Raw genomic sequence first — 21304 nt, 5'->3', positions numbered from 1 at the left:
GGCTCAGAACCGGTTGTTGGCGATCGAGGTGTACTCGCGCAACTCGGCATCGACGACGCGCTTGGGCGGCACGTCGGCCGGGCGCTGGCCCAGCGTGGGGTGGAGGACGTCGTACGCCCGGCGCTCCGACGGCGAGATGACACCGTTCTGGTCCGAATCGGCCTCGGCATAGACCAGGTTCGGCACCAGACTGACCGGCTCGGGGAACTTTTCGTCCTGGGACACCACGGCGGCCCGGGCATTCGATGGCTGGAAGGAGGTGCTTTGCGCCGTCACCGTGGCGGGACCGGCAGGCGCTGGAGCGGCCGGTGCGGCTGCGGTGGGTGCGGGGGCCTGGGCCGCCGCCAGTTGGGCGGCGGGCGCGGCGGGTGCGGCGGTGACCGGCTGTGGCGTCGCGGTCCTTACCGCCGCCGCGGGTCCGGTGGCCGCCTGGGCGGGTGCGGAAGCGCCGGGCTGGCTGGACGCGGCCAGACTCGCCGCCTGCGGCGACAGGCTCACCACGGCGGAGGCCTCGACCTGGGACGCGGTCGAGGGATCGTCGACGCCGGCCTCGCGCACGCGCGCCGACTGCCCGGTGGTCGCACCGGGACCGTTCAATGTCGTTGTGTTGTTGGAAACAGGAATCATGGCGAGCCTCCCGCGAGGTGTCCGCACATTTCGGCCAGCGGTTGCCGGGTCCGGAACACGGTTCCGGGCCAACGCCCTTCCAGGGCATGTTCGGTTTATCGGCGGGCGATCTCCGGACTTTAGGCCCCGATCCGACTGTTTCGCATTTTCTTGATAGGGACAAACCCCTAAACCGGGGCCTGAAGGAGGGTCGAGGCCGCATGTCCACTCGCCGGAAACCCCTGGCGCCATCGGTTAAATTGCACCGCATGGGTCTCCGCTCCTTCGCAACCGCTCACATTCCAGGCCTGACCGGGCTGGCCGGCCCCAAGGCCACGCCGGACACGGCCGGCGAGGCGTCCTCGTTCGACGCGCTCGTGGACCGCCTGCACTATCTGCCCAAGGCCGACGTCAAGCGCATCCGCGAGGCCTACAAGTTCGCCGACGAGGCCCATCTGGGCCAGTTCCGGGCCAGCGGGGAGCCCTACATCACCCATCCGATCGCCGTCGCCGGCCTGTGCGCCGACTGGCGCCTGGACGCGCAGGCCATCATGGCCGCGCTGATGCACGACGCGATGGAGGACTGCGGCGTCACCAAGACCGAGCTGATCGAGCGCTTCGAGGCGCCGACCGCGGAACTGGTCGACGGCCTGACCAAGCTGGACAAGCTGCAGTTCTCGACCCGCGAGGAGTCCCAGGCGGAGAGCTTCCGCAAGATGCTGCTGGCCATGGCGCGGGACGTCCGCGTCATCCTGATCAAGCTGGCCGACCGCCTGCACAACATGCGCACGATGCAGCACATGGCGTTCGACAAGCGCCGCCGCATCGCCCGCGAAACGCTGGACATCTACGCCCCGATCGCCCACCGGCTCGGCCTCAACGAGATCTACCGGGAACTGCAGGAACTGTCGTTCCAGTACATCCACCCCTGGCGGCACGGCGCGCTGGCCAAGGCCGTCGGGAAGGCCCGCGGCCACCGGCGCGACCTGGTGTCGCGCATCGAGCGCGACGTGCAGAAGGCCTTCTCCGAGGCCAACCTGCGCGTCGAGATCCAGGGCCGCGAGAAGACGCTGTTCAGCATCTACAAGAAGATGAGAGAGAAGCACCTGAGCTTCGCGCAGGTGAGCGACATCTTCGGCTTCCGCGTGATCGTGCAGGACCTGCCCCAGTGCTACTGGTCGCTGGGCGTGCTGCACCAGCTCTACAAGCCCCAGCCGGGCCGCTTCAAGGACTACGTCGCCATTCCCAAGCCCAACGGCTACCAGTCGCTGCACACGACGCTGGTCAGCCCGCTGGGCACACCGGTGGAATTCCAGATGCGCACCGAGGCGATGCACATGGTCGCCGAGAAGGGGGTGGCGGCGCACTGGCTGTACAAGAGCAAGGGCGACGCCAAGGGCGCGCAGCAGCTGGGATCGCGCTGGCTGCAGTCGCTGCTGGACATCCAGGACGAGACCCGCGACGCGACCGAGTTCCTGGAGCACGTCAAGATCGACCTGTTCCCCGACGCGGTCTACGTGTTCACGCCGAAGTCCAAGATCATGGCCCTGCCCAAGGGCGCGACGCCGGTGGACTTCGCCTACGCCATCCACTCGGACGTCGGTGACCACTGCGTCGCCGCCAAGGTCAACGGCGAGCCGGTGCCGCTGCGCACCGAACTGCGCAGCGGGGACGTGATCGAGGTCGTCACCGCCGCCGGCGCGCGACCGAATCCGGCGTGGCTGAGTTTCGTGCGCACCGGCCGGGCGCGATCCAAGATCCGGCACTTCCTGAAGAACCTGGAGCAGGAGGAGTCGCGCGAACTCGGCCACAAGATGCTGGCGCAGGCGCTGCGCGCGGAAGGCCTGGCGCTGCCCAGTCTCCGGCCCGAGGACGAGGCCGCCGCCGCGCTGTGGCAGGACCTGGCACGTTGGGCGGGCAATCGTCAGGTCGACGAGCTGCTCGTCGAGATCGGCCTGGGCCGCAAGATCGCCACGATCGTGGCGAAGAAGCTCGCGCGCACGCTGTCCGACCAGGGCCAGCGACCCGATGCCGTGCTTCTGACGATGGGGCGGTTCGCCACCGACGACGCGCCGTCGCAGGGCCAGGTGCTGATCGACGGCAGCGAAGGCGCGTCGGTGCGGCTGGCCACCTGCTGCCGGCCGATTCCCGGCGACGACATCAAGGGCTACCTGGGCCGCGGCGAGGGCCTGGTGGTGCACACGGCCGAATGCTCGGTCGGCAGACGGCTGTTCCAGCGCGACAGCGAGCACTGGATCGCCGTGGGCTGGGGGAGGAGCTGACCCGCAGCTTCGAGGCCGAGGTCGGCGTGCTGATGCGCAACGGCAAGGGCGTGCTGGCGCAGATCGCGACGGCCGTCAGCAGCGCCGAGGCCGACATCACCCACATCGCGATGAGCGACGACTCGCAGCAGCGCGAAACGGCGGAGATGACCCTGCTGCTGGCCGTGCGCGACCGGCTGCATCTGGCCGACGCGCTGCGCACGCTCAAGCGCTCGAGCGCGGTCATGCGCGCCTGGCGCGTCAAACCCTGATCGTCCGGATCAGCCGGGTTCCGGGTAGCGCACCTCGACGACCTCGATCGGCTCGACACCGACCGGTGTCACCAGCTGCAGTTCGTCGCCCTCCCGCGCCTTGAGCAAAGTGCGCGCGATCGGAGACACCCAGCTCACTTCGCCCGCCAGACTGTCCGATTCGTCGATGCCCTTGATGGTGATGGTCCGCTCCTCGCCCTTTGAATTGGCATAGGTCACCGTCGCGCCGAAGAACACCTGGTCGCTGCCGTGATGGGCGCTGGGATCGACGACCTCGGCGATGTCCAGGCGCTTCGTGAGGAAGCGCAGGCGGCGGTCGATCTCGCGCAGGCGCTTCTTGCCGTAGAGGTAGTCGCCGTTCTCCGAGCGGTCGCCGTTCTTCGCGGCCAAGGAGACGATCTCGACGATCTTGGGCCGCTCGACGTCCAGCAACTGCATGAACTCGGCGCGCAGCCGCGCGTATCCCGCCGGCGTCATGTAGTTGCGCGAGCCCTGCGGCAACGCGGGCAGCGACGGGCCTTCGTCGTCATCGTCACCGCTGTCGGATTCCTTCGTGAATGCCTTGCTCATGGCGGCTATTGTGTCGCGCGCCAGCGGCGTCCTCGCTCAGACGCACAGAGCCCCCAGCGCCGACGCGCTATGGTGTGACGATCCGGGATTCCCGGGAAAGGATGGGCATGAGCGACACCCTGGATGCCGGCGCGAGCGGTCCGTTGAGCGGGCTGAGGATCCTGGAGTTCGCCGGCATCGGACCCGCGCCGTTCGCGGGGCTCATGCTGGCCGACTTCGGCGCCGAGGTGACTGTCGTCGAGCGCCCGGGCGGCGAGACCCGGCTCGGCGGCGGCCCGGCGCTGAACCGCGGCAAGACCGTCGTGCAGGCGGATCTGAAGTCGCCCGCCGGCCTGGCCCGGGTACGCGACCTGGTTGCGCGCAGTGACGCGCTGATCGAAGGCTTCTGCCCCGGTGTCATGGAGCGCCTCGGGCTAGGTCCGGACACGCTGCTCGCCGCGCATCCGACGCTGGTATACGCCCGGCTCACCGGATGGGGCCAGACGGGGCCGATGGCGCACAGCGCCGGCCATGACATCAACTACGTCGCGTTGAGCGGCCTGATGCCCTTTGCGGCACGTCCGGGCCAGCCGCCCGCGCTGCCTGCCACGCTGCTCGGCGACATCGGCGGCGGCGCCCTGACGATGCTCTTCGGCCTGATGTGCGCCCTGTGGGAGTCGCGCCGCTCAGGACGAGGCCAGGTCGTGGACGCGGCGATCCTGGATGGCGTCGGCTACATGGGGACGCTCATCCAGGCCCTGCGGGCCGGTGGCCGCTGGGACGACGACCCCTCGCGCAACCTTTTCCTGCACCGCTCGCACTTCTACGACTGCTTCGAATGCGCGGACGGGCGCTGGTTGTCGCTCGGCGCCATCGAGGCGCCCTTCCAGCAGGAGCTCATGGCGCGGCTGGACCTCCCGGCACCGCCGCAGGACGATCCCGCGGCGTGGCCCGCCCTGCGCGACGCGGTGGCCGCACGTCTCCGGCAAGAGCCGCTCGCGCACTGGGCGGCCGTCTTTGAAGGGACAGATGCTTGCGCGGCGCCGGTGCTGACCGCCGCCGAGGCGCCTTTGCATCCGCATCAGCAGGCTCGCCGCAACTTCTTCATGCAGGACGGCCAAGCGTGGCCGATGCCGGCGCCGAAACTGTCACGGACGCCGGCGAGACCAGGCCCCTCGACGATCGGCAACGATATCCAGCAGGAGTTATCACGCCCGGACGATATTCGCCCGGAATAACCGGAGGCGACGATTCAAACCAGTTCGGGAATGCGGCCCGAAATCATTCAGGCAAAGAAAAAGCCAGCGTCTTTCAACGCTGGCTTTCTATTTGGTGCGGCTGGCAGGATTCGAACCCACGACCCCTTGGTTCGTAGCCAAGTACTCTATCCAACTGAGCTACAGCCGCTCGACTTTTACTGATCAGGAACCGCCGTCGTGGAAGCGATCCCAGGTTTTTGTTGTTACTTCTTCTTTTGCTTGCCGAATCTCCGGTCACCCGGAGATTCAACAGTTTTTCTGGTGCGGCTGGCAGGATTCGAACCCACGACCCCTTGGTTCGTAGCCAAGTACTCTATCCAACTGAGCTACAGCCGCTGAAAGACTGCGACTATAGCATGCGTTTTTGAGGGTCTGCAAGTATCTCGACAAAAAATTCATTCTTGCGCTGGTCGCGGCAGGATGAATCCCCTTCCCCGGGCACCTCGACGGCCCTCCAGGCCGTCATCCGAGACGCGCAGCGGCCTCGTAGCACCGGGCCCGGCGTTCCGAGTCTTCGTCCTGGTCGGCCATCTCTGCCAATCGCAGCCAGCTGCGGCGGCGGGCGTTGAGGGTCAGTTCGCGATCCTCCGCCGCCTGCTCGAGCATCAGACGCGCCTTGCCCCACAACTGACGCTCCGCCAGCGCGTGCCCCAGTGCGAAGGCCATCGTGCCGTCGCGCGGGAACCGCTGCACCGCGCCTTCCAGCCGTTGCAGCCATTCCGGTCCCAGGCCCGGCATGCACAGCACCAGCGCCTCGGCCAGCGCCTGGCGCTCGTCGGCGCCCTGCTCGGCGATCGATTCCCAGAAGGGCCGCAGCCAGCCACGACCATCTTCAGGCGCGCCCAGGCCCGCCGCGCAGTTCGCGGCGCGCGAGGCCACGAACACATCGCGCCGGTCCGAAGCATCCAGCTGCTGCCAGATCCCGCGCAGTTGATCGATGTCGCGCGCGGCGTCGAGCGCCTCGCAGGCGAGCGAGCGCAGCAGGCCCTGCGCGGCCGCCTTCGAGAAGCCCTGGTGCTTGGCCAGCAGGCGCGCGGTGCGCAGCGCCTCGAGCGGCTCGTGCGCGAGCCGGCTGGCCTGCAGCTTCAGCCGCAGGGCCTGCGTGCGGCGCGCCACGCCCGGGGTCAGTTCACCCAGCAGGCCGAGCGCGCGGGCGGCATCACGGTCGTCGAGCGCCCATTCGGCGGCCAGCAGTCTCGCGCCCTCCTCCTGGACGCGGGCGCCCGCCGAGGTGGCGGCCACCTGCAAGGACTGGCGCAGGTGCTCGTCGCGGTTGCGCCGGTCCTGCAGCCGGTGGGCGCTCTGGGCGGCCACCAGGTGCGCCAGCGCCATGAAGGCACCGTCCTGCGCCAGGTCGGGCGTCTGCGCCTGGATGGCGAGCGCGCGCTGCGCGGCCTTCTGGGCCCGGCTGTAGCGGGCGCCGAAGTATTCCGCCCAGGCCTCGCGCAAGGCGATCTGGGCGCTGCGCTCGCGCTGCGCCATGCGCCACAGGCGTGCCCGCTTGGGCAGGGTCAGCAGCGCGTCCAGCGTCTGCATCAGCGTCATCAGCGCGAAGCAGCCCGCCACCAGCAGCAGGAGGAAGAGGTTGAGCGACAGGTCCATGCGCCAGCCGCGCCAGTAGAAGCTGGCGAGGCCGTCGTTGTTGCCCAGCGTGAGCGCCGCCACGACGGCGGCGACGAACAGCAGCACCAGCCAGATCACCATGCGCATGGCGATCTCCTCAGCGCGCGACCGCGCTCAGCGCGGCCAGCGTGTCGTCGGGGCGCGGCACGCTCACCTGCCGGGACTGGCCCTGCACCTGCCGCAGCAACTCCGTCGTCTGGGTCAGCTTGCGCGAACGCGCGTCGAAATAGCGCTCCAGCATCGCCTGCGCCTCGCGCAGGTCGACCTGTGCGGTGTCGAACTGCCGGCTCAGCAGCGCCAGCCGGGCGTTCAGCAGCCGCAGCTTGAGGTTCTCGCGGAGGAAGAAGGCCTGCTCGGGCGCGATCAGCGCGGCTTCCGGATGCTCGATGCGGGTCACGCGCAGCAGTCCGCGGGCCTCGCGCCAGATGTCGCCGGACAGCGTCGTCCAGCGATCGCCGGCCTGATCCCAGAGGTGGGTCCACCAGCCGGTCTCGCCGTCCGTGCCGGCCTGCGAGGCGCCTGCAGACGCCGCGGAGGCGGGCTTGCGCGGGGCAGCGGTCTTCGTGCCGGCGGACGCCGGGGTCGGGTGTTGCGTGGCCGGGGCCGCGGAGGCGCCGGACGGATCCTGCCCCGGCTGGGCGACGGCCAGCAGCGGGAGATCGTCGACCTGCCGCACCACCTCGTCCAGCTTGATCGTCAGCGTCGACACGTCCACGACGCTGACCGCCTTGATGCGTTCGAGATCGCGCGTCACGGCGCGGCGGACCCCTTCCAGGCGCGGCTGCTTGTAGCGGGCCAAGCGCACGTCGGACTGGTTCAGCGCGGCCACCAGCGGCTCGACGCTGCCGGTGATGGTGCTCTGCTGCATCGCCACGCGCAGCGAGGACTCGATGTCGCCGACCACGTTCTCGTCACGCGACCGGTTCATCGACTGCATCAGCGTGTCGAGCTGCTCCCGCTGCACGGCGACCTCGCCCAGGCGCGCATCCAGCAGCGCGACCTTGGCCGCGGTGTCGCGGCTGAGGTCCTGCGCCTGACGCGCCTGGTCGCGGGCGATGTTGGCCTCGCTCTGGCTGCTGTCCTGGCGCCGGACGAGTTCCTGCTCGACCTGCTTGAGCCGTTGCTGGCTCTGCCAGGCCAGACCGAGGGCCAGCAGGGCCACCAGACCGACGCAGGCCACGACGGCCTGGGTCAAGGTGGCGCCGGATTGCCGGGCGGGCTTGTGGGGCGACGGAACGTCGGCCGCTGGGGTGGTGGTCTCGCTCACGTCGGCGATTCTAGGGTGGACCCTGACAGCATCCGGAACCCGGCGGCGACGGCCTCCGATTCCGGTCGCACCAAAACCACATGCCCCACGCCGAGGGCCTGTGCTCGGGCGGCGATGCGTTCGTGGGTGGCCAGGGCGCGGACAGGTCCCCAAATGGCGGGGGACGGGTCCTCGCGGCTGTCATCGGCGCCCGGCTCCCGCGCGCTGCACGTCCCCTTTTCGAGGGCCTCCAGATGGCCGATCGCCTCCGAACTGCTGAAGAGCCAGACATGGCGCTCCGGCGCCTGCAGCGCCTCGCGCAGCAGTGCGGCGGTGTCCGCGGACAACGGGGGACAGGCCCGGCGATAGACGCTGACGGCGGCGACCTCGGCGCCGGCATCGCGCAACCGGTCGCCCAGCCATTCGCGTCCGCCGTCGCCGCGCACCAGCAGGGCGCGGCGGCCGGACCAGTCCGCGCCCGTGACGCGGACCAGCTCCGGCCACAGATGCTCCGAGTCGAGGCTGTCCGACCCTGCTGGCGGCTGGACGAGGCGCTCCGATGGCACGCCGCGCTCGATCAGCGCCCGCGCGCTGCCCGGACCGACGGTCGCCGCCCAGGTCCGATCCGGCCAGGATGCCGCGGCGGGCCGGCGGTCGAAGAAGTGCTCGACCGCATTGGGACTGACGAACATCGCCAGGTCCATGGTCGGCAAGGTCGACCAGGCGGCTTCGATGGGGGCGGGATCGCCAGCCGGTTCGATGTCGATCAGCGGCAGCGAGGCGGTGGGCACGCCCAAGGCGGCCATGCGTCTGGCCCAGTCGTCGGCCTGGGCCCGGGGGCGGGTCAGGAGCAGGCGGACCGGGGCGACGGCGCCCGGCATCAGACGTCCTTCAGGTACTCGGTGGCACCGAGCTCGCGCAGCGCCGCGGCAGCGGCGATGCCCAACGCTTCGGCCGCGGCGAGATCCCCCACCGCCGCCCGCGAGCCCGCCCGCAGGAGGGCCCGCTCCGGTTCGATCGGGTGGCCCAGGGCCACGGAGAGCGCCAGCCGCCCATCGGCCGCCCAGACCGCGTGCGCGGCCAGCGGCATCGAGCAGCTGCCGCCCAGCTCGCGGGACACCGCGCGCTCGGCCGCCGCGGCCAGCCAGGTCGGCCGGTGCGCCAGCGCTTCCAGATGCGCCGTCAGCGGCGCCTGGCCGGCACGGATCTCGATGCCCAGAGCGCCCTGCCCCGCGCACGGGATCATCTCGTCGACGTCGAAGTACTGGCTGATGCGGCCGTCCAGCTGCAGGCGCTTGAGCCCGGCGGCGGCGAGCACGATCGCGTCGTACTGGCCCTCGTCGAGCTTGCGCAGCCGGGTGTCGAGGTTGCCGCGCAGCGGCTCGATGCGCAGGTCCGGACGCAGGTTCTTCAGCTGCGTCACGCGGCGCAGGCTGGACGTGCCCACGCACGCCCCTGCGGCAGCGCCGCGAGGTTCCCGTAGGTCGGCGACACGAGCGCGTCGCGCGGGTCCTCGCGCTCCAGCACCGCCGCGAGCACGAAGCCCTCCGGCAGTTCCATCGGCACGTCCTTCAATGAATGCACCGCGAGCTGCGCGCGGCCGTCCTCGAGCGCCGTCTCCAGCTCCTTCACGAACAGCCCCTTGCCGCCGACCTTGGACAGCGTGCGGTCCAGGATCTGGTCGCCGCGCGTGGTCATCCCGAGCAGCCGCACCCCGAGGCCGCGCGCCTGCAGCAGGGCCTGCACATGTTCCGCCTGCCAGAGGGCCAGGCGGCTCTCGCGGGTGGCGATCACGAATTCTTGGTTCATGGGGCGGCATGCTAGCCGAGCGGCGCCCGCTGTCGTCCCTCGGTGGAGGGAAGCTCGTTTGCCGCGAAGCGTGGCTTGTGCGATCCCGGAGCTTGTCGCGGCGCCCGCGCCACGTCACGCCACCCCGACGGGCGAGCCGCGCACGAAGAAACTGCTAAAGTCAACCGAAGGTAACTTCGTTACATCACCCCTCCCCCTGGTCCCTGACGAACCTCTGACGCCCGCCATGCCCGCCAGTACCTCCTCCGCCCGCTCCGCTTCCTCGAAGTCCCGCGCCAAGGCCAGTGCCAAGCCGGCCGCAACACCTGTCACCCCGTCGAGCCGGAAGCCGGCCACGAAGGCCGGCGCCAAGCCCGCCGTCAAGGCGGCCGACCGCACCCGATCGATCAGGACGATCAAGGACAAGAACCAGCCGCTGATGGACGACATCCGCCTGCTGGGCCGCATCCTGGGCGAGGTGATCCGCGAGCAGGAAGGCCGCGAGGCCTACGAACTGGTGGAGCGCGTGCGGCAGCTGTCGGTCGCCTTCCGCCTGAAGCGCGATGCGCAGGCCGGCAAGCAGATGGACAAGCTGCTCAAGGGCCTGTCGGGCGAGCAGACGGTGAGCGTGATCCGCGCATTCAGCTATTTCTCGCACCTGGCCAACATCGCCGAAGACCGCCATCACGTGCGCCGTCGCGAGGTGCATGAGCGCGAGGGCTCGCTGCAGCCGGGATCGCTGGCGTATGCGCTGGAACGCCTGTTCGATGCCGGGGTCCGGCCGGCGGAGGTCGCCAAGACGCTGGCGCACGGCTTCGTGTCGCCGGTCTTGACGGCCCACCCGACCGAGGTGCAGCGCAAGAGCATCCTGGACGCCGAGCGCGCCGTGGCCGAGCTGGTCGGCGCGCGCGACCGCCTGCACACCGAGCGAGAACTGGCCGCCAACGAGCACCTGATCCGCGCCCGCGTCACCCAGCTGTGGCAGACGCGGATGCTGCGCTACTCGAAGCTGACCGTGGCCGACGAGATCGAGAACGCGCTGAGCTACTACCACGCGACCTTCCTGCGCGAGATCCCCAAGCTCTACACCGAGTTGGAGGAAGCGCTGCCGGGCGAGGACGTGCCGCCCTTCCTGCGCATGGGCCAGTGGATCGGCGGCGACCGCGACGGCAACCCGAACGTCACCGCCGACACGATGCGCCTGGCGCTGCGCCGTCAGAGCGAGCTGGCGCTGCGCCACTACCTGACCGAGCTGCACGAACTGGGCGCGGAACTGTCGATCTCGCTGCGACTGACGGGCGTCACGCCGGCGATGCAGGCCCTGGCCGAGCGCAGCCCTGACCAGAACGAGCACCGGATGGACGAGCCCTACCGGCGCGCGCTCACCGGCATGTACGCGCGCCTGGCCGCGACGCTCGAATCGCTGACCGGCACCGAGGCGCTGCGCCACGCGGTCGCGCCGCAGGATCCCTACCTGTCCCCCGAGGACCTGCTGGCGGACCTGCGCGTGATCCAGGACTCGCTCGAGAGCCACCATGCCCACGCGCTGATCGCGCCGCGGCTCAAGCCGCTGATCCGCGCGGTGCAGGTCTTCGGCTTCCACCTGGCAACGCTGGACCTGCGCCAGAGCAGCGACCAGCACGAGCTCACCATCGTCGAGCTGCTGAAGAACGCCCGCGTCTGCGAGGACTACTCGGCGCTGGGCGAGCAGGAGCGCCGCGCGCTGCTGGTGGACCTGCTGAACCAGACACGCCCGCTGCGGGTGCTGGGCGCCGAGTACAGCGAGCGCGCGCTGGGCGAGCTCGCGATCTTCGAGACCGCGCGCGAATCGCTGAAGCGCTTCGGCCGCGAGGCGCTGCGCCACTACATCATTTCGCACACCGAGGACGTCAGCGACCTGCTGGAGGTGCAGCTGCTGCTGAAGGAAGTCGGCCTGCTGCGCGGCACGCTAGACGGCAACGCGGTCAGCGACCTGATCGTGGTGCCGCTGTTCGAGACCATCGCCGACCTGCGCAACGCGCCCGGCATCATGCGCGGCTTCTACGAGCTGCCCGGCATGGCGGCGCTGGTGCGCCGCTCCGGCGGCGAGCAGGACATCATGCTGGGCTACTCCGACTCCAACAAGGACGGCGGCGTGTTCACCAGCAGCTGGGAGCTGTACCGCGCCGAGATCGCGCTGGTGCAGCTCTTCGACGAGCTGCGCCAGCAGGGGCCGCTGACGCTGCGCCTGTTCCACGGCCGCGGCGGCACGGTGGGCCGCGGCGGCGGTCCGAGCTACCAGGCCATCCTCGCGCAGCCCCCGGGCACGGTGAACGGCCAGATCCGCTTGACCGAACAGGGCGAGGTCATCAACTCCAAGTACGCCAACCCGGAGATCGGCCGGCGCAACCTGGAGACGCTGGTCGCCGCCACGCTGGAGGCCACGCTGCTGCATCCGACCAAGACCGCGCCGCAGTCCTTCATGACCGCGGCGCAGGCGCTGTCGGACGCGAGCTTCGCGGCCTACCGCGGGCTGGTCTACGACACGCCCGGCTTCGCCGACTTCTTCTTCGCGACGACGCCGATCCGCGAGATCGCCGAGCTCAACATCGGTTCGCGTCCCGCCTCGCGCAAGGCCACGCGCGCCATCGAGGACCTGCGGGCGATCCCCTGGGGCTTCAGCTGGGGGCAGTCGCGCATCACGCTGCCGGGCTGGTGCGGCTTCGGCTCGGGCGTCCAGGATTTCCTCGGGAAGGGCAATGGCAAGGACGGGGCGGCCCGCGACGAGAAGCTGGCGCTGCTCAAGCGCATGCACAAGCAGTGGCCCTTCTTCAAGACACTGCTGTCCAACCTGGACATGGTGCTGGCCAAGGCCGATCTCGACATCGCGCGCCGTTATCTGGAGCTGGTCGAGGACAAGCGCCTCGCGAAGAAGATCTTCGGCGCGATCGAGGCCGAGTTCGCCCGCACCGAGGAAGCCATCGCGCTCATCACGGGCGAGAGCGGCCGCCTCGCGGCCAATCCGGCGCTGGCCCGCTCGATCGAACACCGTTTCCCGTACATCGATCCGCTGAACCACCTGCAGGTCGAGCTGATGCGACGTTATCGCGCAATCCCGGCCGAGAAGCGCGCGGAGGATCCTCGACTGGAACGCGTCCAGCGCGGGATCCACCTGTCCATCAACGGGATCGCCGCCGGCCTGCGCAACACCGGCTGAGCAACACAGGCCGAGGCGTCGGGCGGGAACGGGTCAGCGCTTCAGCGCTGCCCCGCCAGCGCCTCGCGCACGGCCGCCACCTGCCGCCGCGAGACGGCGAGCCACTCGTTGACATGGGCGATGCGGACCGCCCAGCCGAGTTCGCCGCCGTTCTCGCCGTCGCCATCGGCGGGGCCGTCAGTGGGCACGTGGCGCTCCAGTTCGCGCACGGCCGACCGTGCGACCAGCGCATTGCGGTGCACGCGCAGGAAGCGGTCGCCGAGCCGCTGCTCCAGGTCGCTGAGGGAGCCGTCCATCACATGGCTCTGCGTCGCGGTGCGCAGCGTGAGGTACTTGAGCTCGGCCTTGAAATAGAGCACCTCGGCCAGCGGCACGCGCAGCAGCCGTCCGCGCTCGGTGATGTTGATGACCGGCGCCTCGGTGCCCGGCGACGACTCCTGCCCGTTGGCATCGCGCTCCTCGCGCGCCTTGGCCGCCGTCCGCTCGTCGATGCGCTGCATCGCCCGCGCCAGGCTGGCCTGCAGGCGCTCACGCCGCACCGGCTTGGTCAGGTAGTCCAGCGCCTCCAGCTCGAAGGCCAGCAGCGCGTGCTGCGCATGCGCGGTGACGAACACGATGGCCGGCGCGAAGGGGCGCCCGCGCAGCGCCTGCGCCAGCCCCAGCCCGTCCAGGCCCGGCATCTGCACGTCGAGCAGGATCAGGTCGCAGGCGTGGTCCTTGAGCCACGCCAGCGCCTGGTCGCCGCTGCCGGCCTCGGCCACGACCTCGGCGCGGGGTTCCTCGTTGGCTTCGACCAACCCCCGCAGACGCAGCCGCGCCAGCGGTTCGTCGTCGACGATCAAGACCCTCAGCGGCGGATGCGTCAGCATGTCCTTCCCTCCCGTCCCGGTGTGCTCATTGCTCTCGTTGCTTCCGTTGTTCGTGCGGTTCCCGTGAGCGCCGCCTCAGCGCGGCATCACGATGCGCACCACGAAACGTCCCTCGCCGGGACTGGCCTCCAGGCGCGCCGCCACATCGTGCATCAGCCTGAGCCGCTGCCGCACGTTGCGCAGCGCCAGCCCGTGCCCCTTGCCGCGCGTCGGCAATCCGACCGTGTTGACGACGCGGATCTCGATCTCGCTGCCGCGCGCCCGCGTCACGATGTCGACGTCGCCGCCGCCGTCGTTGGGCTCGACGCCATGGCGCACGGCGTTCTCCACCAGCGGCTGCAGCAGCAGCGGCGGCACGCGCGCCTCCGCGGCATGCGGATCGAGCTGCCAATGCACCCGCAGCCGGTCGCCGAAGCGCAACTGCTCGATCGCCAGATAACGCCGCGCCAGCTCGACCTCCTGGTCGAGCCGCACGCCTTCGGCCGTGGGCCCCGCGTCCGCCAGCGCCACGCGGAACAGCTCGGCCAGGTCCTCCAGCACCTCCTCGGCGCGGTTCGGGTCGACGCGCACCAGCGCGATCGCGGTGTTCAGCGTGTTGAAGAGGAAATGCGGCCGGATGCGCGACTGCAGCTCGACCAGACGCGCCAGCGCGTCGGCGGGCGCCTGGGCACGCTCGCGCAGTTTCAGCCAGCTGAGCAGCGCCCCCGCCGCCAGCGCCCCCGCCAGCAGGGCCGCAGCCCGCTGCAAGGCGCCGAGCACGCCGATGTCCACCGCCTCCAGCAGCAGCGTCCCGCCATGCGCGCACAGCGCGCCGAGCACGATCGGCAAGGTCCACTGCGCCCACTCGGGCAGGCGCGCCAGCACCCGCTTGGACGCGCACACGATCAGCAGCCAGGCCAGCACCCCGCTCAGCGCCGCGACCGAGGCGCCGCCCATTGCCCAGGTCCATTGCGCCAAGGTCTCGGAGGTCATCGCCAGGCCCAGCGACAGCACCAGCTGCACGCCCAGCACGGCGCGCATCACCAGGCCGACATGGCAGACGTCGAAACGCCGCTGCGCGTCGATCAGGCGCGGCGGCTCGGCCGGCCGCGCGTCCAGGCGGGTTTCCTCCCAGGCGGGCTGCATCGGCATCGGCCGGCTGTCCAGGGGCTGCGTGCTCAGCGGCTGGGTGGACGGCCCCCGTGGATCCGGCGCCGGCGGACCCGCACGCCCGTCGCGCGACGGCCGGGTCGAGCGCGACGGATCCTTCCCCGGCGTTCTCCCGTTCGTTGCCTTCGTGGCCATCGGCTCCTCCCGTCCCCGCACTGTCCTGCCCTCTGACTGCAGCCCCTCGGGCGCCACGGCGGCGCCCCTTTAGAATCGGCGGCTCATTCTCACCCAGGCGTCCGTCCGCTTCCCATGCGGATACGCCCGGGGTGCCGCGAAGTCGTAACGCCTTGCAAGCCGATGTCCTCCTCCCCTACTGACCAGCCTTCCACTCCCCAGGTCGCCGACAACCAGCTCGCCAACAAGACGCAAGCCTGGTCCGCCCTGTTCTCCGAGCCCGTCAGCGAGCTGGTGAAGCGCTACACCGCCAGCGTCGACTTCGACAAGCGCCTGTGGGCCGCCGACATCCAGGGCTCTCTGGCCCACGCGGACATGCTGGCCGCGCAGGGGATCATCGGCGCGGACGACCTCGCCGCGATCCAGAAGGGCATGGCGCAGATCCGCGAGGAGATCACCTCGGGCCGCTTCGAATGGCAGCTGGACCTGGAGGACGTCCACCTGAACATCGAGGCCCGCCTGACCACGCTGGTCGGCCTGGCCGGCAAGCGGCTGCACACCGGCCGCAGCCGCAACGACCAGGTCGCCACCGACGTGCGCCTGTGGCTGCGCGGCGAGATCGACACGCTGGCCGGCCTGCTGGCCGAGCTGCAGCGCGTGCTGGTCGACCAGGCCGAGCGCCATGCCGACGTGATCCTGCCGGGCTTCACCCACCTGCAGGTGGCGCAGCCGGTGGCCTTCGGTCATCACCTGCTGGCCTACGTCGAGATGTTCGCCCGCGACGTCGAGCGGCTGCTCGACACCCGCAAGCGCGTGAACCGCCTGCCGCTGGGCGCCGCCGCGCTGGCCGGCACGAGCTATCCGCTGGACCGTGAGCGCGTCGCGCGCACGCTGGGCATGGAAGGCGTCGCGCAGAACAGCCTGGACGCCGTCAGCGACCGCGACTTCGCGATCGAGTTCAGCGCCGCGGCAACGCTGGTCATGGTGCACATCTCGCGCCTGTCGGAGGAGCTGATCCTCTGGATGAGCCAGGCCTTCGGCTTCATCGCGCTGCCGGACCGGTTCTGCACCGGCTCGAGCATCATGCCGCAGAAGAAGAACCCGGACGTGCCCGAGCTGGCGCGCGGCAAGAGCGGCCGCGTGGTGGGTCACCTGATGGGCCTGATCACGCTGATGAAGGGCCAGCCGCTGGCCTACAACAAGGACAACCAGGAAGACAAGGAGCCGCTGTTCGACACCGTCGACACGCTGAGCGACACGCTGCGCATCTTCGCGGAGATGATGGCCGGCCTGACGGTCAAGGCCGACGCGATGGAACGTGCGGCGCTCAAGGGCTACGCGACGGCGACCGACCTGGCGGACTACCTGGTCAAGCAGGGCCTGGCCTTCCGCGACGCGCACGAGATCGTCGCGCACGCGGTGAAGACGGCGCAGGCGCAGGGCATCGACCTGTCGGCGCTGCCGCTGGAGGCGCTGCGGCAATTCGATCCGCGCATCGGCGAGGACGTCTACGAGGTGCTGTCGCTGACGGGCTCGCTGAACGCGCGCAACATCCTCGGCGGCACGGCGCCGGCACAGGTCCGCGCGCAGGTGGCGCGCCACCGCGCGCGCCTGGGTGCGTCCGGCACCGACGGCGCCGCCTCCTCCGTCGTGAAGGCCTGACCATGAGCGCCCTGGCCTGGACCGACGAGCTCGTGCTGAATCAGCCGGAGCTGGATCACACGCACGAGGAATTCGTGACGCTGCTGAACCGCTACGCCGACGCGCTCGATCGTGGCGAGGACGCGCTGCCCGCATTCAAGGAACTGCTCGCCCACACGGAGGAGCACTTCGCGATGGAGGAGCGCTGGATGGCGGCGACCGGCTTCGAGCCGGAGAACTGCCACAGCAGCCAGCATGCGATGGTGCTGAACGTGATGCGCGAGGTGGTGCGCTATGCCGAGGACCTGGGCGACCGCGAGCCGCTGTCCATCGTCCGCACCGAGCTGTCGCAGTGGTTCCCCGGTCATGCCGAGATGATGGACGCGGCGCTGGTCTACACGATGGAACAGCGCGGCTTCGATCCGAAGACCGGCGAATGCCGCGATCCGATCCGGGCCGCGGGGAATGCCGATGCCAAGGCCGAGGAGGCCGAACTGGCCGAGCAGACCGTCTCGGCCTGTGGATCGACGAGCTGCGGACACTGACCGTCGCCGGCCCTGCTGACAGCGAGTGTCAGCGCCGGCGCTCACAATCCCTCGCATGGCCGAGCCGACGCCAGCGCTGCCCGATCGTCTGATCGCCCACCTGGACATGGACGCGTTCTACGCGTCCGTGGAGCTGCTGCGTTATCCGGAGCTCAAGGGCCTGCCGGTGGTGGTCGGCGGCCGGCGCGCCCACACGCCGCAGGAGCGGCCCGACGGCACGCGCGAGTTCTTCAAGCTGGCCGACTACACCGGCCGCGGCGTCGTGACGACGTCGACCTACCCGGCGCGCGACTTGGGCGTGTTCTCCGCGATGGGGCTGATGAAGGCGGCGCTGCGCGCGCCGCAGGCGATCCTGCTGCCGGCGGACTTCGATTCCTACCGGCACTTCTCCCGGCTGTTCAAGGCGGCGGTGCGCGAGATCGCGCCGGTGGTCGAGGACCGCGGCATCGACGAGATCTACATCGATCTCACCGACGTGCCCGGCGCGCGTGAGGCGGTCGGCCACGACCCGCTCGGCGGCGTGCGCGCGATTGCGCGGGAGATCAAGAACTCGGTGCAGCGCGCGACCGGGCTCACCTGCTCGATCGGGGTGACGCCCAACAAGCTGCTGTCCAAGATCGCGTCGGAACTCGACAAGCCCGACGGCCTGACGCTGATCATGATGGAGGACCTGCCGACGAAGATCTGGCCGCTGCCGGTGCGTCGCATCAACGGCATCGGCCCGAAGGCCGGCGCGAAGCTGGAGGGGCTGGAGATCCACACGATCGGCCAGCTCGCGGCCGCGGCGCCGGAGCTGCTCCGGCAGCATTTCGGCGAGGGGTACAGCGCCTGGCTGCACCAGGCGGCCTGGGGCCTCGACGAGCGGCCGGTGGTGACCTACAGCGAGCCGGTGTCCATCAGCCGAGAGACGACCTTCGAGCGCGACCTGCATGCCAAGCGAGACCGGCCGGAGCTGTCGCGGATCTTCACCGCGCTGTGCGAGCAGCTTGCCTCGGACCTGCAGCGCAAGGGCTACCTGGGACGCACGATCGGCATCAAGCTGCGCTTCGAGGGCTTCCGCACGGTGACGCGCGACCTGACCCTGGACGCGCCGGTGCAGGACGCGGCCTCCATCCGGCACGCGGCGGGGCTCTGCCTCAAGCGCGTGGACCTGAGCCAGCGGCTGCGGCTGCTCGGCGTGCGGGTCGGGAAGCTCAGCCGGGCCGGCGATATCGAGCCGGTGCGGCGCACGCGCAGCGCCGCCAGCAAGAGCGGCCCCGCGAGCGCGATGCCGAAGCCTGAGAACCTGCAGCTGTTCAGTTGAGGCGCCCAGGACCGTCCGCGAGGGATAGGTCGCCACGAATGTTGATGCAACGAGCGGAATCGTTGATCAAGCCGTGGGAAGGCGCCAAAGCCAGAGGCCGACCGCCAGGCAGCAGACGGCCGGTAGCCACGGCACGACCGGCATGACGAAGGCGGAAATGATCGAGCTGATCGCCATCATTCCCCAGGCCATCTGCTTGGCCCGGAGCGGCACCGCGCGGTTGGCGCGCCACTGGACGATCATCGGCCCGAAGCGCGGGTGGCCGACCAGCCACGCCTCGCAGCGGGCAGACCCGCGCGCGAAGCAGAACGCGGCCAGCAGGACGAACGGGGTCGTCGGCAGCAGCGGCAGGAAGATGCCGATCACGCCCAGCACCAGGCTCAGCGCGCCGCCTACCATCCACGGCAGACGGCGCCACAGGGACGCCTGCTCCAGCACGCGCACGGTGGCGTCGTCGGCAGCGGCCTCGTCGGCAGCAGCGGTCAGGCTTCTCTCGGGAACTTCGGACATCGCGCCACTGTAGCCGCGCTCTGAGGCCCCTCGTGCGCTCGCCATCCGGCATCCCTGACGGGTCCGGGGGACCCGAACGCGCCGGACGCTACAGTCGCGCCCATGAGCGATTCCTCGCGCCACGCCCCCGGCGAGCCCTTGGCCGACACCTTGCGCCTGCCCTCCATCGACGGCCTGCTGGCCTTCGAGGCGGCCGCGCGCCTCGGCAGCCTGGAACGCGCCGCGGAGGTGCTCCACGTCAGCGCGAGCGCCGTCGGCAAGCGCATCGCGACCTTGGAAGAACGACTCGGCCAGCCGCTGCTGACGCGCAATCCGCTACGCCTCACCGCCGCCGGCAAGGAGTACCTCGCGCAGGTCCGCACTGCGCTGTCGCTGCTGGCCGACGTGCCGCTGCACCGGCGCGAACAGCAGCGCGTTGTCCGGCTCGGCATCACCAGCCCGCCGACCTTCGCGCGTCAGGTGCTGGTCCCCGCCCTGCCCGGCTTCGAGGCCGCGCATCCGGACATCGAGCTCGAACTGCTGCTGTCGACGCCCTACCTGGACCAACCCGCGCCGCCGGCCGACGTCGAGATCTTCGCCGGCGCCATCCCGGCGGGCGGCGAGGTGCTGCTCGACGACGTCGTCACACCGATGGCGGCCCCGTCGCTGCTGGCGCGCCTGCCCGCGGTCCACGCGCTCGCGGACCTCGCCTCCGCGCCGCTGCTGCGCACGCCGCTGCAACCCTGGCAACCGTGGCTGCGCGCCGCCGGCCTCGACTGGCCCGAGCCCGCGCAAGGCACACGCTTCGTCGACCTCGGCCTCACCCTGGAAGCCGCCGCCTGCGGCCAGGGCATCGTGCTCGGCCGCCCGAGCCTCGCCGCCACCTACCTGCGCGGCGGCGCGCTCAAGCGGCTGTTCGACCTCGCCGTGCCCGCGGCGATGCCCTACGGGCTGGTGCGGCATGCCGACAGCGACGCCGCGCGCTCCTTCGCGCGCTGGCTCGTCCGGCATTGCCAGTCGCTGAGCGACCAGTCAGGCACGACTGCGGACGCGGACGCAGGCGCGGTCGACGGCGCGGCCTGACCGGAACGCCCCGGGAAGTCCCTGAGCCCGTCGGAACGTTCTTCCGAGCCGGCCCGCGAAACTTTCCGGCCATGGCCCGCCCGGTTCGCCTAGCATCCGGCGCATGAGCGTCATCACCTGCATCGAAGACCTGCGCGTGCTCGCGCAGAAGCGCGTTCCGCGGATGTTCTACGACTACGCGGACTCCGGTTCCTGGACCGAGAGCACCTACCGCGCCAACGAGGCGGACTTCCAGTCCATCAAGCTGCGCCAGCGCGTCGCGGTCGACATGGAGGGCCGCAGCACCGCGACCACGATGATCGGCCGCCCGGTCGCGATGCCCGTCGCCATCGCGCCGACCGGCATGACCGGCATGCAGCACGCCGACGGCGAGATCCTCGGCGCCCAGGCGGCCGAGGCTTTCGGCGTGCCGTTCACGCTGTCGACGATGAGCATCTGCTCGATCGAGGACATCGCCGCGAACACGACGGCGCCGTTCTGGTTCCAGCTCTATGTGATGAAGGACAAGGGCTTCATCCACAGCCTGATCGACCGCGCCAAGGCCGCGAAGTGCGAAGCGCTGGTGCTGACGCTGGACCTGCAGATCCTCGGCCAGCGCCACAAGGACCTCAAGAACGGCCTGTCCGCGCCGCCCAAGCTGACGCTGCCCAACCTGATCAACATGGCGACCAAGCCGCGCTGGTGCCTGGGCATGCTGGGCGCGCAACGCCGGCACTTCGGCAACATCGTGGGCCACGTGAAGGGCGTCGGCGACATGAGCTCGCTGTCCGAGTGGACCGCCAAGCAATTCGATCCACAGCTGAGCTGGAACGACGTGCAGTGGATCCGCGACCGCTGGGGCGGCAAGCTGATCATCAAGGGGATCATCGACGAGGAGGACGCGAAGCTCGCGGCCGCTTCCGGCGCGGACGCGCTGATCGTCAGCAACCACGGCGGCCGCCAGCTTGACGGCGCCGAGTCCAGCATCCGCGCGCTGCCCCGCATCGTCGAGGCGGTCGGCGATCGCATCGAGGTGCACCTGGACGGCGGCATCCGCTCCGGCCAGGACGTGCTCAAGGCCTGGGCCTTGGGCGCGCGCGGCACCTACATCGGCCGCGCGTTCCTCTACGGCCTTGGCGCGATGGGGCGGCCCGGCGTGACCCGGGCGCTGGAGATCATCCACCGCGAGCTCGACCTCACCATGGCCTTCTGCGGCCATCGCGAGCTGCGCAACGTCGGCCGCGACATCCTGCTGCCGGGCACCTTCCCGCAATGAGCGTCTGAAACGAGAACGCCCCGCGCGAGGCGGGGCGTTCATCGGATCCATCGTCC

Annotated in this window: 15 protein-coding genes, 2 tRNA genes and 2 pseudogenes; 8 read left to right on the top strand and 11 right to left on the bottom strand. The window is 70.4% G+C overall.

Translation table 11 applies throughout. The features are described 5' to 3' along the window. Positions 1-3: 3 nt before the first annotated feature. A complete protein-coding gene (locus ACQ859_RS11865) occupies positions 4-627 on the bottom strand; it encodes a hypothetical protein (RefSeq protein ID WP_431265951.1) in 624 nt (207 codons plus the stop codon). Between the two features lie 248 nt (positions 628-875). Here ACQ859_RS11865 and ACQ859_RS11860 point away from each other — a divergent pair. Then, positions 876-3139: pseudogene (locus ACQ859_RS11860) on the top strand (RelA/SpoT family protein). Positions 3140-3148: 9 nt separating this feature from the next. On the opposite strand, the gene greB reads toward ACQ859_RS11860, so the two are convergent. Then, positions 3149-3709, bottom strand: a complete 561-nt coding sequence (gene greB / locus ACQ859_RS11855) for a transcription elongation factor GreB (RefSeq protein WP_431265950.1) — start codon at positions 3707-3709, stop codon at positions 3149-3151. 107 nt (positions 3710-3816) lie between these two features. On the opposite strand from greB, the gene ACQ859_RS11850 reads away from it, so the two are divergent. Further along, positions 3817-4926 (top strand): CaiB/BaiF CoA transferase family protein, encoded by a 1110-nt coding sequence (locus tag ACQ859_RS11850; protein ID WP_431265949.1) that lies wholly within the window; start codon positions 3817-3819, stop codon positions 4924-4926. A gap of 92 nt (positions 4927-5018) precedes the next feature. Here ACQ859_RS11850 and ACQ859_RS11845 read toward each other — a convergent pair. The 6 genes and pseudogenes from ACQ859_RS11845 to hemC form a co-directional block, all read right to left on the bottom strand. After that, positions 5019-5095 (bottom strand) — tRNA-Arg (locus ACQ859_RS11845). Between the two features lie 111 nt (positions 5096-5206). After that, positions 5207-5283: transfer RNA gene (locus tag ACQ859_RS11840), tRNA-Arg, on the bottom strand. A 126-nt stretch (positions 5284-5409) separates the two neighbouring features. Then, positions 5410-6657 carry a heme biosynthesis HemY N-terminal domain-containing protein gene (locus ACQ859_RS11835; protein ID WP_431258368.1) on the bottom strand — a complete coding sequence of 416 codons (1248 nt, stop codon included), beginning with the start codon at positions 6655-6657 and terminating at the stop codon, positions 5410-5412. Between the two features lie 10 nt (positions 6658-6667). Continuing rightward, a complete protein-coding gene (locus ACQ859_RS11830; RefSeq protein WP_431265948.1) occupies positions 6668-7837 on the bottom strand; it encodes a uroporphyrinogen-III C-methyltransferase in 1170 nt (389 codons plus the stop codon). After that, positions 7834-8697, bottom strand: a complete 864-nt coding sequence (locus ACQ859_RS11825) for a uroporphyrinogen-III synthase (RefSeq protein WP_431265947.1) — start codon at positions 8695-8697, stop codon at positions 7834-7836. The genes ACQ859_RS11830 and ACQ859_RS11825 overlap by 4 nt, the downstream gene beginning before the upstream one ends. After that, a pseudogene (hemC, locus tag ACQ859_RS11820) lies at positions 8697-9625 on the bottom strand (hydroxymethylbilane synthase). Before hemC ends, ACQ859_RS11825 begins: the two are co-directional and overlap by 1 nt. A gap of 418 nt (positions 9626-10043) precedes the next feature. On the opposite strand from hemC, the gene ppc reads away from it, so the two are divergent. Further along, positions 10044-12800, top strand: coding sequence for a phosphoenolpyruvate carboxylase (gene ppc / locus ACQ859_RS11815; RefSeq protein WP_431266518.1), 2757 nt, complete (start codon positions 10044-10046; stop codon positions 12798-12800). 41 nt (positions 12801-12841) lie between these two features. On the opposite strand, the gene ACQ859_RS11810 is transcribed toward ppc, so the two are convergent. Both ACQ859_RS11810 and ACQ859_RS11805 read right to left on the bottom strand, forming a co-directional pair. Further along, a complete protein-coding gene (locus ACQ859_RS11810) occupies positions 12842-13669 on the bottom strand; it encodes a LytR/AlgR family response regulator transcription factor (protein WP_431265946.1) in 828 nt (275 codons plus the stop codon). A 75-nt stretch (positions 13670-13744) separates the two neighbouring features. After that, positions 13745-14953: a sensor histidine kinase gene (locus tag ACQ859_RS11805; RefSeq protein WP_431265945.1), complete on the bottom strand. Its 1209-nt coding sequence runs from the start codon at positions 14951-14953 to the stop codon at positions 13745-13747. A 162-nt stretch (positions 14954-15115) separates the two neighbouring features. On the opposite strand from ACQ859_RS11805, the gene argH reads away from it, so the two are divergent. The 3 genes from argH to dinB are packed head-to-tail and all read left to right on the top strand — an operon-like array spanning position 15116 to position 18421. After that, positions 15116-16594: an argininosuccinate lyase gene (gene argH / locus ACQ859_RS11800; protein ID WP_431265944.1), complete on the top strand. Its 1479-nt coding sequence runs from the start codon at positions 15116-15118 to the stop codon at positions 16592-16594. Between the two features lie 2 nt (positions 16595-16596). Next, positions 16597-17118 carry a hemerythrin domain-containing protein gene (locus ACQ859_RS11795; protein WP_431265943.1) on the top strand — a complete coding sequence of 174 codons (522 nt, stop codon included), beginning with the start codon at positions 16597-16599 and terminating at the stop codon, positions 17116-17118. A gap of 55 nt (positions 17119-17173) precedes the next feature. Further along, positions 17174-18421, top strand: a complete 1248-nt coding sequence (dinB, locus tag ACQ859_RS11790) for a DNA polymerase IV (protein ID WP_431265942.1) — start codon at positions 17174-17176, stop codon at positions 18419-18421. 66 nt (positions 18422-18487) lie between these two features. Here the strand turns inward: dinB and ACQ859_RS11785 are convergent, their stop codons facing one another. Beyond that, positions 18488-18931, bottom strand: a complete 444-nt coding sequence (locus ACQ859_RS11785; protein WP_431265941.1) for a YbaN family protein — start codon at positions 18929-18931, stop codon at positions 18488-18490. 102 nt (positions 18932-19033) lie between these two features. On the opposite strand from ACQ859_RS11785, the gene ACQ859_RS11780 reads away from it, so the two are divergent. Both ACQ859_RS11780 and ACQ859_RS11775 read left to right on the top strand, forming a co-directional pair. Then, positions 19034-19993, top strand: a complete 960-nt coding sequence (locus tag ACQ859_RS11780; protein ID WP_431265940.1) for a LysR family transcriptional regulator — start codon at positions 19034-19036, stop codon at positions 19991-19993. A gap of 103 nt (positions 19994-20096) precedes the next feature. Next, positions 20097-21248, top strand: a complete 1152-nt coding sequence (locus ACQ859_RS11775; protein WP_431265939.1) for an alpha-hydroxy acid oxidase — start codon at positions 20097-20099, stop codon at positions 21246-21248. The last annotated feature ends 56 nt before the right edge of the window (positions 21249-21304 follow it).

Source organism: Roseateles chitinivorans (assembly GCF_050632235.1).
Classification (GTDB): domain Bacteria; phylum Pseudomonadota; class Gammaproteobacteria; order Burkholderiales; family Burkholderiaceae_C; genus Roseateles; species Roseateles chitinivorans_A.
Note: the sequence above shows the minus strand (reverse complement) of the source record. Positions and strands in the feature narration are given on the sequence as shown.

Coding starts and splice junctions, on each gene's coding strand:
- ACQ859_RS11825 (WP_431265947.1), bottom strand. CDS start 8,697: ATGCCGGGCGCCGTCGCCCCGGTCCGCCTGCTCCTGACCCGCCCCCGG.
- ACQ859_RS11835 (WP_431258368.1), bottom strand. CDS start 6,657: ATGCGCATGGTGATCTGGCTGGTGCTGCTGTTCGTCGCCGCCGTCGTG.
- dinB (WP_431265942.1), top strand. CDS start 17,174: ATGGCCGAGCCGACGCCAGCGCTGCCCGATCGTCTGATCGCCCACCTG.
- ppc (WP_431266518.1), top strand. CDS start 10,044: ATGGACGACATCCGCCTGCTGGGCCGCATCCTGGGCGAGGTGATCCGC.
- ACQ859_RS11785 (WP_431265941.1), bottom strand. CDS start 18,931: ATGTCCGAAGTTCCCGAGAGAAGCCTGACCGCTGCTGCCGACGAGGCC.
- ACQ859_RS11775 (WP_431265939.1), top strand. CDS start 20,097: ATGAGCGTCATCACCTGCATCGAAGACCTGCGCGTGCTCGCGCAGAAG.
- ACQ859_RS11780 (WP_431265940.1), top strand. CDS start 19,034: ATGAGCGATTCCTCGCGCCACGCCCCCGGCGAGCCCTTGGCCGACACC.
- ACQ859_RS11865 (WP_431265951.1), bottom strand. CDS start 627: ATGATTCCTGTTTCCAACAACACAACGACATTGAACGGTCCCGGTGCG.
- ACQ859_RS11850 (WP_431265949.1), top strand. CDS start 3,817: ATGAGCGACACCCTGGATGCCGGCGCGAGCGGTCCGTTGAGCGGGCTG.
- ACQ859_RS11795 (WP_431265943.1), top strand. CDS start 16,597: ATGAGCGCCCTGGCCTGGACCGACGAGCTCGTGCTGAATCAGCCGGAG.
- ACQ859_RS11805 (WP_431265945.1), bottom strand. CDS start 14,953: ATGGCCACGAAGGCAACGAACGGGAGAACGCCGGGGAAGGATCCGTCG.
- ACQ859_RS11810 (WP_431265946.1), bottom strand. CDS start 13,669: ATGCTGACGCATCCGCCGCTGAGGGTCTTGATCGTCGACGACGAACCG.
- greB (WP_431265950.1), bottom strand. CDS start 3,709: ATGAGCAAGGCATTCACGAAGGAATCCGACAGCGGTGACGATGACGAC.
- argH (WP_431265944.1), top strand. CDS start 15,116: ATGTCCTCCTCCCCTACTGACCAGCCTTCCACTCCCCAGGTCGCCGAC.